This is a genomic window from Christiangramia sabulilitoris (genome assembly GCF_007050985.1).
Classification (GTDB): Bacteria; Bacteroidota; Bacteroidia; order Flavobacteriales; family Flavobacteriaceae; genus Christiangramia; species Christiangramia sabulilitoris.
The window spans coordinates 434,424-447,135 of the sequence record NZ_VHSF01000003.1; the positions used below are offsets into that span (position 1 = coordinate 434,424).

11 protein-coding genes are annotated in these 12,712 nt (G+C 39.8%); 1 reads left to right on the forward strand and 10 read right to left on the reverse strand.

All coding sequences use genetic code 11. The features are described 5' to 3' along the window. The first annotated feature begins 8 nt into the window (after positions 1-8). Positions 9-599, forward strand: coding sequence for a TetR/AcrR family transcriptional regulator (locus FGM01_RS12115; RefSeq protein WP_143411433.1), 591 nt, complete (start codon positions 9-11; stop codon positions 597-599). Positions 600-856: 257 nt separating this feature from the next. Here the strand turns inward: FGM01_RS12115 and FGM01_RS12120 are convergent, their stop codons facing one another. From FGM01_RS12120 to FGM01_RS12165, 10 genes are all read right to left on the reverse strand, one after another. Continuing rightward, positions 857-1,537, reverse strand: a complete 681-nt coding sequence (locus FGM01_RS12120; protein ID WP_143411434.1) for a hypothetical protein — start codon at positions 1,535-1,537, stop codon at positions 857-859. A gap of 840 nt (positions 1,538-2,377) precedes the next feature. After that, positions 2,378-2,935, reverse strand: coding sequence for a nuclear transport factor 2 family protein (locus tag FGM01_RS12125; RefSeq protein ID WP_143411435.1), 558 nt, complete (start codon positions 2,933-2,935; stop codon positions 2,378-2,380). Positions 2,936-3,487: 552 nt separating this feature from the next. After that, positions 3,488-4,831, reverse strand: a complete 1,344-nt coding sequence (locus tag FGM01_RS12130; RefSeq protein WP_143411436.1) for a cytochrome P450 — start codon at positions 4,829-4,831, stop codon at positions 3,488-3,490. Positions 4,832-5,180: 349 nt separating this feature from the next. After that, positions 5,181-5,498 carry a GIY-YIG nuclease family protein gene (locus FGM01_RS12135; RefSeq protein WP_143411437.1) on the reverse strand — a complete coding sequence of 106 codons (318 nt, stop codon included), beginning with the start codon at positions 5,496-5,498 and terminating at the stop codon, positions 5,181-5,183. 369 nt (positions 5,499-5,867) lie between these two features. Continuing rightward, positions 5,868-6,890 (reverse strand): Holliday junction branch migration DNA helicase RuvB, encoded by a 1,023-nt coding sequence (gene ruvB / locus FGM01_RS12140; RefSeq protein ID WP_143411438.1) that lies wholly within the window; start codon positions 6,888-6,890, stop codon positions 5,868-5,870. 136 nt (positions 6,891-7,026) lie between these two features. Further along, positions 7,027-8,850 carry a cytochrome c oxidase subunit I gene (locus FGM01_RS12145; RefSeq protein ID WP_143411439.1) on the reverse strand — a complete coding sequence of 608 codons (1,824 nt, stop codon included), beginning with the start codon at positions 8,848-8,850 and terminating at the stop codon, positions 7,027-7,029. A 9-nt stretch (positions 8,851-8,859) separates the two neighbouring features. After that, complete coding sequence (locus FGM01_RS12150; protein ID WP_143411440.1) at positions 8,860-10,020, reverse strand: cytochrome c oxidase subunit II; 1,161 nt, start codon at positions 10,018-10,020, stop codon at positions 8,860-8,862. Between the two features lie 33 nt (positions 10,021-10,053). Then, positions 10,054-11,460, reverse strand: coding sequence for a quinol:cytochrome C oxidoreductase (locus FGM01_RS12155; protein WP_143411441.1), 1,407 nt, complete (start codon positions 11,458-11,460; stop codon positions 10,054-10,056). Positions 11,461-11,478: 18 nt separating this feature from the next. Further along, positions 11,479-12,177 carry a c-type cytochrome gene (locus FGM01_RS12160; protein ID WP_143411442.1) on the reverse strand — a complete coding sequence of 233 codons (699 nt, stop codon included), beginning with the start codon at positions 12,175-12,177 and terminating at the stop codon, positions 11,479-11,481. Positions 12,178-12,182: 5 nt separating this feature from the next. Further along, positions 12,183-12,710 carry a DUF3341 domain-containing protein gene (locus tag FGM01_RS12165; protein WP_143411443.1) on the reverse strand — a complete coding sequence of 176 codons (528 nt, stop codon included), beginning with the start codon at positions 12,708-12,710 and terminating at the stop codon, positions 12,183-12,185. Positions 12,711-12,712 lie beyond the last annotated feature (2 nt).

The window sequence follows — 12,712 nt, forward strand, 5'->3', positions numbered from 1 at the left end:
TTTGTCTCATGAAAGGGAAGTATTTAGGAACAGGCAGAAGAGATCAAAAGCTAAAAACAAGAGATAGAATTCTTGCAAGCACCCAGGATATAATTGGGAAGAAAAAAGAGTTTACTCTGGAAGATGTTGCTAAGCAAGCAAATATTTCCCGTGCTACTATTTACAGGTATTATTCAAGCATCGATATTCTTACTGCAGAAGCGGTTCTGGATCTCAACACAAAAAGTTCTGAAGAGATTATTGAAGAAGTGAAAAATCTCAATTTAAAACAGGCTATTCTGGCTATTCAGGAATACTACAATAATTTAACGATAGATCATGAAGCTGGTTTTAGAAAATATATGAGTGTGGTATTAAATGCCGAACAAAGCACGAAAATGAGAGGAGCCCGTAGAAAGAAAACTCTTCTAATGCTACTTCAGGATAGAAGAAAAGATATGAGCCCTGAGCAGATGGAGAAATTAGCAAACATGGCTACCATTTTAATGGGAATCGAACCATTTGTGGTCACGAAAGACGTTTGTCATCTTGATAACGAGCAATCAAAGGAAATTCTAAGCTGGAGTCTTGACAGGATTCTAGATACAGTGCTTACATAGCTGGCTTACCCAGGTTCGAATTCAATATTGCATTTTTAATTTTCAGCGTTATCAATGCTTTAATCTCTATCTCTTTTTTAACAGTAAGGAATTTATAACGAGCTAACAGCCCGGTAACGGCGACAATCATCTTGAACCTGTGCTCCTATAATCTACAAAAACAATAGAGGTCATCAAATAAAGGTTAATAAGTTAAAGGTTCGATGTAATAAAGAATGCCCTGAACTCAGGGCATTCTAACTATTAACTATAATTTTTTAATTCACTGGAGAGAAAATAGCGACTTCAATATCACCACATTCTCCCATCTCATCCGGAATTTCGGTAAAAGGTGGAAATTCAAAAGGATTATCACAACCTCCCTCGTAACTACCAATCTGGTCAGATATCATACCTGGTCTCGCCGGACCGTGACTTCTTAAAACCAAATGGATTTCTGAACTAAAGGTTTTGCCTTGCTGGAGTCCTCCCGCATATGGTAACCCAAACAGGTCATTGATTGTACCTGAATCATCCCCTACATTTAAATGTCCTCCAAAATAACCTTTCCCGCTACTGCCTACCACGTGCCCGGTGCCGGTCATTACTTCAACTTGAGTGAGATCTGCCCTCGCAAAATCGGTGTCTATACAGGCTCCTGGAATAGCACATTCCTGAGGGTTATTCCATACTACAAGCCAAACAGTATAAGCATAACCCGGCGTAAGAGCATTAGATTTATAGGTATAGGAAAAGCCCTTTTCATTTCTAAGTAATGTCGCCGAGCCTACTACCTCGCCTAAAATAGGATTAAATACATCTACCGTACTTCGGTCAGGTTTCATTTTTTCATAGGTGAGATCAAAATCGGAAATCTCTCCATCGCTCATGGCATCTTTCTCGCATGAACAATACAACATTAAAATAACGCAGCTTAAAAATTTAATTAAAGTTTTCATTTTTTATAATTTTGGTTAATAACAATTTGTAAATCAACTACTAAATGAGATTATAAGAAGGTATAGAAAACAGATACAGGAGGGGACCGGCACTTAAGAGGAGTCGTTCAAACTTGATAAATTTCTAAATTATCTTATGTCGCAGGTAGAATCATTTCAGTTATATGATGCTTTGACCCTTTCCTTTCCTACAACTATCAGGGAAATCACATAAGCTCCATCATGATATAAGGTTTTAGCGCAGCAAAACAATCCATCCTTATTAATTTTTTTCTTAGATCAATACTCCATTTTCCATGGTTTTATAATTTCTGGGTAGAAAAAAATTACTATTTAACACAGCAAGGAATGGCCATTATCATGGTGACACCTATTTGAATGAAGATCTTTTTTCCAGATCTTTCAGATTTAACTTATAAAGCCAATAGGTGAAAAAATCAGGTAGGTAGGAAACCCTGTTTACAAGGCAGGTTCTATTAATAGAGACTTAGAACCGAAGTACGAAGTACGGCAAATTCAACGCGAAAAAAAATAGGGGTAAACCAGCTATTTGGTATAAAACCTACTTTAATGCTATATTTACTGGCGTTTCTCTTTTCAAATCGTAAAACAGCATTCTTTGGTTTTAAAGTTATAAGCGGTTTGTTCTCGATTTCTATAATAATGGTAACGATTTTATAAAGAACTTATAGCCCGGTAATGGCGACAATCTTCTTGAACCTCTGCTCTTATAATCCATAAAAACGATAGAGGCCATCAAATAAATGCTAAAAAGTTAAAGGCTCGATGTAATAAAGAATGCCCTGAACTCAGGGCATTCAAAACTATTAATTACATTTTTTAATTCAATGGAGAATGATGTTCGTGAACTATTTTCCATTCACCTTTAGTTTTCACAAAAAGTAACGAGGTTTGTTCTCTAACTTGAGCAAGGTTATCTCCAAACATCAACTGGAAATCAGCGTGAAATGTCATAATAGCCACATTTCCATTATAGACACCAATCTTTATGTCCTGGGCGTCCAATTTAATTACCTCGGTTACCGAGCCAAAAACGGCTCGTTCATAAGCTTCATTTTCTTCAGCGCCATTTCTAAGCTCACCATTTTTGAATTCGGTAAATTTTGGACCATAGGCATGAAAAGAGATCAATTTATCAATATCTCCCTCAATAACACTTTCCTTAATTGCTTCCCATGTTTCCAGAACTTCTTGCTGGGCCTGGGGAAAAGTCTGGGAGGTTACAGCAGATCCCTTGTCTGATGTTGATGAAGCCATCGATGCAGATGCATTTTTCGAAATTAAATTGGAATCATTTACATTTTCATCATTTTCTGAACATCCAACCAGGAATAAAAAGGATGTAAGAATTACGGCATATACTCGTGTTGATCTCATAATATTTATATTTATTTGAATATTAATTTTTTAAACTTGATTGATTTCTTCTGACTTTACAATTAAAAGGAATTCATATAGCCAATCGTTTGGAATAATTTTAAGGCGTTGGTGTTAGGAGTATTAAACTTACACCCTAAATTAGTATGATCACGGCACGCCTTTTATTGGACAGATAAATCCAGAGAAAGTCTCTATACTATCTCATTTATTCAAAATTGTTCTGGTGTATTTACCAGGTTTTCAGAAAACACACGTCAGAGCTTTCTTCTGATAAAAACTTTTGTCATAGAAAGAATTATTGAACAGGGACTGCTCCTTTTCAGGAATTACTTTTACTGGCTATGCTATCTATAAAAGATATTTTATAAAGATCTCCTTGATTAAAATTAAGGGCCAAGGGAAAAAAAATCAGGCGGGTAGGAAAACCTGTTTTAAGACAGGTTCTAACAATAGAGACTTAGAACCGAAATACGAAGTACTGCAAATTCAGCGCGAAAAAAAATGGGGGTAAACCAGCTATTCGGTATAAAACTTACTTTAATGTAAATATTAACTGCCGTTTCTCTTTTCAAATCGCAAAGCAGCATTCTTGGGTTTTAAAGTTATAAGCGGTTTGATCTCGATTTCCTTATTAACCGGGATGATCTTATACCTGCGAATGATTTCTGCCACGGCAATGATCATTTCGAACATGGCAAAATTATTACCTATACATTTTCTGGGGCCGGCGCCAAAGGGGAAATACTGGGAGGAAAATTTTTTCCCGCCATCAGCGAACCTTTCTGGTTTAAAATCATCGGGATCTTCCCATAATTCAGGATGGCGATGAACTTCATGTAAGGAAAACAATAGATTTGACCCAGACTCAAAATACTTACCTTCAAATTCATCAGGCTCCAGATTCACCCGGTCTATAAAATAAGCCGGCGGATACATCCTCATGGATTCTTCTATCACCTGCTGGGTTATTTTCGCTTTGGTAACAAAACCCATTAGATCTGTTTCTTCCCGTTCCAGGATTTCTATCTCATTAAATATATTCTCCTGCCATACCGGATTTAAAGCAAGTAATTGAGCTGTAAAGGTCAATGAATTTGAAGTAGTTTCATGCCCCGCAGTAAAAAGGATAAGGATCTCATCGATGAGTTGCTCTTCATCCATAAAATTACCATCATCATATTTCGCTTCCAGGAGCATATCCAGAAGATCATCATAACGTTCTCCGGAACTTCTTCGCTCCTGCACCATAGCTTTTAAAATTGTCCGGGCTTCCCTGGTCAATTTAAGATAACTTTCTATCTTCCCGCTTAGATTGAACCACCAACCCAAATAGGGCTGTCGCAGCTCCTTTACCAGCATCTTCTGGGTCTCTTCGGTAATGAATTGTAACCTGTTGATCTCCTCTTGGTTCGCTGCACTACTAAAAAGAGATTTTACCACGGTTTGAAAGGCAAGATCGTTATACACAGGAAAGATATCCAGTTCTTTTCCCGGGGTTATCCGGGAATATTCAGACAGGATCGCTTGTTTTATGGAGTCCATTAAATTCGCCAGCTGTTTTTTGTGAAATGCCGGCTGGATGAGTTTTCGTTGTCTTTTCCAGTGCTCCCCTTCTGAAGTTAAAAGTCCTTCTCCAACATACTTCACCAGATCTTTAGTCTGGATCTCAGATTTCACATAATTTCGCTGGTTCTTCTGGAGTACATACTCCACCAGGCCTGCGTCGCGAGAAAATATCACAGATTTATTAAAGCCAATGTTCAGCCGGAAAGTATCCCCTTTCTCCTCGAAATTACGATGATGAAAAGGCAATGGATTCTTTAAGATATTAGCAGAATGCATTAAGAATTTGAGAATAGATACTTCGGGGATATTATCTTCTGTTTTTTTCATCTTTATTAAGACTTATCAATTGGCAAGATAACTCATAGGTTTCCAAAACCCGGGAGTTTTATTAAATGAGATGCTTAAAAAAGTTCAGCATGATGTTGGTTCGCAAATGAAGCGCAAATGCTAAAGTAAATATAATAAACAGTAGGGCACTTTGAGTTAAGGTCAATTACAGGAGATGCTGAAACTAGTTCAGCATGACGTCATTGAATTAATAGCCACAAATGCCCTAATATTCTAAAGTTCCAGGTCAATCCTAAATGCTAATTTTAAAAATTTAAAAGAGACTTCTCACAATATGGAAAATTACAGCTGTCACACTGTCCCGAGGAGTCGGGAGCAGTCGAAGTGCTTATTCACCTGGATTATATTTATAATGCGTCGCATTTCTACACTCTGCCAGCATTTGCAACATATCACAATCACCCATTATTAAAGCCATCTTTTTTGATCTGGTCCATCCCTTGATTTGTTTTTCGAAATAGATAGCCTGCAAAACATCATTAAATTCCTCGTAGAATTTTAGGCTTATTGGCCTCCTTCTATATGTATAACTTTGCTTATCTAAACCATCCTTATGTTCATTTATTCGTCTTTCCAGATCGTTAGTAATTCCCGTATAATAGGATTTATCTGAACATTTTAATATGTAAACAAAATACTTATGCATATTAGAGAATCACAAAGGCTATTTAAACCAGTCCAGAGGCTTCGACTGCGCTCAGCCTGACATACAATATAGATTTATTCAATTATTCAAACCAACGAAATGCTAATTTAGGTTCAGCATGAGGTATAATCTGGGAATGCCACCCTTGCCTTCGAATTCATCTAAATCAGTCCTTCGTATCGCCGATTAATATGTAAAGGACGAGAACAAAATTTAAAATTACGGCTGTCACACTGTCCCAATGGTTTGGGAGTAGTAGAAGTGTTTTTAAGATGCTGAAACAAGTTCAGCATGACGTCGTTAAATAAAATGCTCTGATTGCACTAATAAATATTAATCCCGGGTCTAATGCGGACTCAATTATAAACTCTAAAACAGCCCGCCCTGAGTGCTTCCTTTGATGCGTCCCAGGTGTTTATAGGCATGCTCGGTTACTTCCCTACCCCGCGGAGTTCTGTAAATGAATCCCTGCTGGATTAGGAAAGGCTCATAGACCTCTTCAATGGTCTCAGCACTTTCACTTACCGCCGTGGCCAGGGTAGTGATCCCAACCGGGCCACCTTTAAATTTATCGATGATCGTGGCCAGGATCTTGTTGTCCATTTCATCCAGACCGTGAGCGTCAACATTCAGCGCCTTAAGTCCAAATCTGGCGATCTCAATATCTATTTTTCCATTCCCTTTTATCTGGGCGAAATCACGCACCCTTCTTAGAAGGGCATTAGCAATTCTGGGTGTACCCCGGCTTCTACCTGCGATCTCGATAGCCGCTTCCTGAGTAATAGGCACTTTTAAGATATCTGAACTTCGTTCCACGATTCCTGAAAGTAATTCGGTAGTATAATATTGCAGCCTGCTGGAGATACCAAATCTTGCTCTCATAGGCGCCGTAAGCAATCCAGATCTGGTGGTCGCACCAATGAGCGTAAATGGGTTTAGATTGATCTGTACCGTACGGGCATTTGGCCCGGTTTCGATCATGATATCAATCCGGTAATCCTCCATGGCCGAATACAAATACTCTTCCACAATAGGGCTCAATCTGTGGATCTCGTCAATGAACAGTATATCCCTTTCGTCGAGATTGGTAAGCAAACCGGCAAGATCCCCGGGCTTATCCAACACCGGACCCGAAGTGATCTTAATACCAACATTCAGCTCGTTAGCCAAAATATGGGCCAGGGTGGTCTTTCCCAACCCGGGAGGACCATGAAATAAGGTATGATCCAGTGCCTCACCTCTTAAATTAGCCGCCTGTACAAAAACCTGAAGATTTTCCAGCACCTGTTCCTGACCGGCAAAATCATCAAAGCTTAGCGGCCTTAATGCTCTTTCTATATCAAATTCTTCCGGAGAAAAATTATCTCCGCTGGCATCGAGGTTTTCGTTCATAATAAAATCTGTTATCCGGATTAATATAAGAAATAATTGGTGAGAACTCCGGAGAATTTCGAGATCAAAGATAATTAAAAAAGCCTCTTCCGGGTGGGAAAAGGCTTTTCAAATCTCTTATAAGGGAAGGTCTTGCTTAATGATTAAGCTCTTCTTCACCTTCCTGGAGAGGTACGACCTGAGAGACAAAATCCTGCCCCTTGATCACGTATTCTCCATTTTCACCGGTCTTGGAATAATCATATGCCCAACGGTATACTGAAGGTATTTTACCTGGCCAGTTTCCGTGGATATGCTCCACCGGAGTAGTCCATTCCAAGGTATTCGATTTCCATGGATTCTGAGTAGCCTTTTTTCCGAAGAAAATAGAACTAAAGAAATTATAAAGGAATACCAACTGAATCAATGCGGTGATGATCGCTGCAACGGTAATAATAACGTTCACATCTGCATAGTCATCAAAGTATGGGAAATTTGTATTGGTATAATAACGTCTTGGAAGACCTGCTATCCCGATAAAGTGCATTGGGAAAAACACCCCGTAAGCACCAACCGCAGTTACCCAGAAATGGATATAACCAAGGTTTTTATTCATCATTCTACCAAACATCTTAGGGAACCAGTGGTAAACACCGGCAAATAGTCCATAAAGTGCTGAGATACCCATTACCAGGTGGAAGTGAGCAACCACGAAGTAAGTATCATGAACGTTGATATCAAGGGTTGAATCCCCAAGGATAATTCCTGTTAGACCACCTGTAATGAAAGTAGAGACCAAACCGATAGAAAACAGCATAGCCGGGTTCATCTGCAGGTTACCCTTCCATAAGGTTGTGATATAGTTAAATGCTTTTACCGCTGAAGGGATCGCGATCAACAATGTAGTAAAGGTAAATACAGAACCAAGGAACGGGTTCATACCTGAAATAAACATATGGTGACCCCACACGATAGTTGAAAGGAAAGCGATCGCAAGTATTGAAGCAACCATCGCACGATATCCAAAGATCGGTTTACGAGAGTTAGTTGCAATAATTTCTGAAGTTATACCAAGGGTCGGCAATAGTACGATATATACCTCCGGGTGTCCAAGGAACCAGAATAAATGTTCAAATAATACCGGTGAACCACCCTGGTGACTTAAAACTTCTCCCTGAATAAATATATCACTAAGGAAAAACGAAGTTCCAAAACTACGGTCCATGATAAGCAGTAATGCTGCTGAAAGTAAAACCGGGAAGGAAACCACCCCAATTATAGCAGTCACGAAGAAAGCCCAGATAGTAAGTGGAAGCCTGGTCATAGACATTCCCTCTGTTCTTAAATTGATCACCGTAACGATATAGTTAAGAGAACCAAGTAAAGAAGAGGCAATAAAAATAGCCATAGAAACCAGCCATAAGGTCATCCCTGTACCAGAACCACTAATAGCCTGTGGCAACGCACTTAAAGGCGGATAGATCGTCCAACCGGCCATAGCAGGTCCAGACTCTACAAATAATGATGCCAGCATGATAACACTGGATAGGAAAAACAACCAGTAAGAAACCATGTTAAGGAATCCTGAGGCCATATCTCGTGCACCGATCTGCAACGGAATTAATAAGTTTGAGAATGTACCACTCAATCCTGCCGTAAGTACAAAGAATACCATGATGGTACCATGTATGGTAACCAGGGCCAGATAAATACTTGGAGACATTACCCCGTCTGGAGCCCATCGCTCACCAAGCAATGCCTCGAACACCCAGAAAGACTGTTCCGGCCATGCCAGCTGGATACGGAAAAGGATCGACATTGCGATACCAATTACCCCCATGATTAGTCCGGTAATAAGATATTGCTTGGCAATCATCTTATGATCCTGACTAAAAATATACTTTGTTATAAAAGTCTCCTTGTGATGATGTCCGTGATCATCGTGGTGATCGTGAGCCGGTGCTGTTGCAATTGCTGACATATCTTATTCTTAGTTTTTTTCGTTATCTACTACAGCCACTGCTTCACTTTCCTGTGGCTCCTCTGTTTCCATATCTTCTGAAGGTGCTGCAGGCGCCTGGTCCTGATTGCTACCCTCCATAGTGCTCGCAAAAGTAGGTTGTTCTGCCAACCATGCTTCATAATCTTCTTCAGATTCAACTATGATCTTCATTTGCATGTTGTAGTGAGCCTGCCCACATATTTTGTTACAAAGAAGGAAATAATCGAATTCGTAAGGATCAAGTGTAGGTTCCCCGGCAGCGATAAGATCTTCATTACGCTCTTTTCTCTCCTCGTTTACACTTTTTACTTTATCTACCATATACTCGCTTTCACGCATCTCTTCAGTAGTGATCGTTGGTGTAAAACCAAACTGAGTGATCATACCAGGCACAACATTCATTTGTGCTCTAAAGAATGGGAAATAGGCTGAGTGTAGGACATCCTGAGATCTGAATTTGAATAATACCGGTCTGTTCACAGGTAAATGCAGTTCAGTTACGATCTTATCATCATCTCCATAAGAATCAGATTCATCCACACCTAACTGGTTTACACCTTCGATAAATCGAACATTGGCTTTTCCAAGGGTATTATCTTCACCGGAATATCTTGCTCTCCAGTCGAACTGGTAGGCATAGATCTCGATCACTAAAGGATCTTCTTCCTCGTTGATATTCATAATATCACTCCAGGTAAATAATCCGTAGATGATCAATCCCGCAAGGGTGATCACCGGGATGATTGTCCAGATGAATTCCAGTTTATCATTATCTGCGTAGAATAATGCTTTCTGTGTCTTTTTCCCTTTATACTTATAGGCGAAGTAGTGTAATAATCCCTGGGTAATGATCTGTACAAACATGATCAACCCAAGAGAGATAAACATAAGGTTATCATACTCACTACCATGCTCGGCAGCAGCTTCAGGCAGATAGAATCTACCATATTCCCAGAAGCAGTAAATTGTAATTACATAAAGGAAAATAACAAACGCCAGCATCAAAATTCCATTCCAGCGGTTATCATTGTCATTTGCCACCTGAGAAGTATCGCCATCCGGTTTTTTGGATAACTCAAATATCTTAGAGATCTGCCAACCTGTAACGGCCAGAAGTGCAAGTACTATGATTACTAAAAATACGGTCATTTTATAAGTTCTTCTTTAAACAATCAATCTTTATTAATAATGGTAATGCTTACTTTCCTTAAGGAAAGGATTGCCTTTCACCAGCAGTGGTGCCTTGGTGAGCGCGTTGAATACAATAAAAGTAAACAAGCCTCCAAACAATAGTACCGCACTAATTTCAGGTATTCCAATAAACCATGATTCTCCAACAGTCGCCGGCATCACCATAACATATACATTAAGATAGTGACCACATAAGATCACAATCCCGGTCATAATCACGAACCAGTTCACTCTCTTGTAATCACTGTTCATTAATAACAATACAGGGAAAAGGAAATTGGTGATCAACATACCAAAGAATGGTAATTGATAATCTTCCATTCGCTGGATGAAGTATACCACCTCTTCAGGGATATTCGAGTACCAGATCAACATGAACTGAGAGAACCACAGGTAGGTCCAGAAAATACTGATCCCGAACATGAATTTCGCCAGGTCATGAATATGACTGTCGTTCACAAATTCAAGATATCCTCTTGATTTAAGGTATATACTGATAATGGCAATAGTAGTAATTCCAGATACAAATAAGCTGGCAAAAACAAACCATCCAAATAAGGTACTAAACCAGTGCGGATCCAGACTCATGATCCAGTCCCATGACATCATAGATTCTGTCACGATAAAGAATACAAGGAATCCTGCCGATAGTTTAAAGTTCTTTTTAAAGTAGGTAAGATCTGTGGAATCATCCATCTTAAGAGAGTTCTTTCTAAGCAGGTGTCTGAAGAAAATCCAACCACCTAAATAGATTGCAGCTCTAATAAGAAAGAAAGGCACATTTAAGTAAGCCGTCTTAGCCTGAATGATCTCATCATGTGCTACTACTTCAGGATCCATCCAAATAAATAAATGATTTAGATGCAGACCTGAAAGAACCAGTAGTACAAATACAATAATCCCTCCTGGTAACAAATATGCGGTGATCGCTTCCATTACTCTGAAGAGTACCGGAGACCAGCCCGCCTGGGCAGCATACTGGATCGCATAGAATGCGAGCACTCCAAGAGATATCATAAAGAAAAAGAAAGCCGCTACATATAAGGCAGCCCATGGTTTATTCTGCAATTGGTGCAGGATGTGCTCGTAGTGCTCATTCTCGTGTGAAGCTTCTTCCCCATGACCGGCTTCAGCGTGAGCTTCATCCCCATGAGATACTTCACTTTCGTATCCTGAAATATCTTCGGTTTCAACATTATCTCCTCCCGGAAGCTGTTCCACATTAATACCTGTAGTATTCTCTTCTGCATGCTCTTCACCATGATGTTCTGAAGCCATCATTTCTTTCACATCCTCTACGGTTTCCGGTGCAGCGATGAATCCATAAATGAGACCTACAGCCCCAACAATCATAAAAATGATTGCTGTTAATTTTAATTTACTGGATAGCGTATACATATCGATAGATCTAAATCTTTATTCTTGAATTTCGGTTTGGTTCTTTTCGTTGGACTGCCCAGATTCCACATCATCTGCATCGTCATAGATATTCGCATCTGCTCTTGAAGGGAGCAGATTTTCCTGCGCTCCGGCTTCTTCGAATTCTCTTTCGGGTTTACCCTCCAACTTGTCTTTAAGGCTCATCACATAGTGATCTATCTGCCAACGCTCTTCTGTACTGGTCTGAGAAGCATAAGATCCCATGTTATTGATTCCGTAATACATCACGTGATATACACTTCCCTCTGTAATGGCACGACCTGCGTCATCATAAGAAGGTACACCAAGTATCTTTTCACGCTCCACCAGGATCCCTTTACCGTCTCCCTTGTCACCGTGACAAACCGCGCAATATATAGTATAAAGTTGCTTACCTTCTGCATGGTTATCCATGGTATAGGCAAGTGGATTTTTAAGATTCGCTTTCGCATCTGCAGCTCCCTGAGGAGTATCCTGATACTCGTAAGGCAACCAGCCTCTTGGTACAGTTTCCTCTACAGGTAACTTAGCTTCCTGACCGTTCTGAAATACCTCGTACTCCCCATAGGTTTCGTAACCTACAGATTCATACATATCTGGCATGTACTGATAGTTTGGATCCTCCTTGTCTTGGCAGGAAACAACTGCCAAGCCCAGCAGACAAAATCCTATAGTTTTATGGAACAAACTTCTCATTATCACTATTTATTATCTATTAATTTAATTTCAGAAGCTCCGGTCTTATATAAAAAGTCCGTTAGGTCTTCCACGTTATGGTTGGCAGCATCTACCTCCATTAGGAACACATCATCTGTTGTTCTTACATCAGGGTTCTCAGCGCTTTTAAATGGCCATAATCTACTTCTCATATAGAAGGTGATCACCATTAAGTGAGCTGCAAAGAATACAGTTAATTCGAACATAATTGGCACAAATGCCGGCATGTTCTGGAAGAAACTGAAACTTGGTTTACCACCAATATCCTGCGGCCAGTCTTCGATCATGATAAAGTTCATCATCGCAACTGCAACAGATAAACCAACAATACCATACATGAACGAGGTGATGGCCAGTCTGGTTGGAGCTAATCCCATTGCCTTGTCCAGTCCGTGAACCGGGAACGGGCAATAAACCTCTCCAATATGATAGCGTGCTTCACGAATCTGCTTTACAGCCTGTAAAAGCAGATCGTCATCTCGGTAAATAGCGTGTAAAACTTTAGATGCCATCC

Coding starts and splice junctions, on each gene's coding strand:
- FGM01_RS12165 (WP_143411443.1), bottom strand. CDS start 12,710: ATGGCATCTAAAGTTTTACACGCTATTTACCGAGATGACGATCTGCTT.
- ruvB (WP_143411438.1), bottom strand. CDS start 6,890: ATGAACGAAAACCTCGATGCCAGCGGAGATAATTTTTCTCCGGAAGAA.
- FGM01_RS12150 (WP_143411440.1), bottom strand. CDS start 10,020: ATGACCGTATTTTTAGTAATCATAGTACTTGCACTTCTGGCCGTTACA.
- FGM01_RS12135 (WP_143411437.1), bottom strand. CDS start 5,498: ATGCATAAGTATTTTGTTTACATATTAAAATGTTCAGATAAATCCTAT.
- FGM01_RS12130 (WP_143411436.1), bottom strand. CDS start 4,831: ATGAAAAAAACAGAAGATAATATCCCCGAAGTATCTATTCTCAAATTC.
- FGM01_RS12125 (WP_143411435.1), bottom strand. CDS start 2,935: ATGAGATCAACACGAGTATATGCCGTAATTCTTACATCCTTTTTATTC.
- FGM01_RS12155 (WP_143411441.1), bottom strand. CDS start 11,460: ATGTATACGCTATCCAGTAAATTAAAATTAACAGCAATCATTTTTATG.
- FGM01_RS12115 (WP_143411433.1), top strand. CDS start 9: ATGAAAGGGAAGTATTTAGGAACAGGCAGAAGAGATCAAAAGCTAAAA.
- FGM01_RS12120 (WP_143411434.1), bottom strand. CDS start 1,537: ATGAAAACTTTAATTAAATTTTTAAGCTGCGTTATTTTAATGTTGTAT.
- FGM01_RS12145 (WP_143411439.1), bottom strand. CDS start 8,850: ATGTCAGCAATTGCAACAGCACCGGCTCACGATCACCACGATGATCAC.
- FGM01_RS12160 (WP_143411442.1), bottom strand. CDS start 12,177: ATGAGAAGTTTGTTCCATAAAACTATAGGATTTTGTCTGCTGGGCTTG.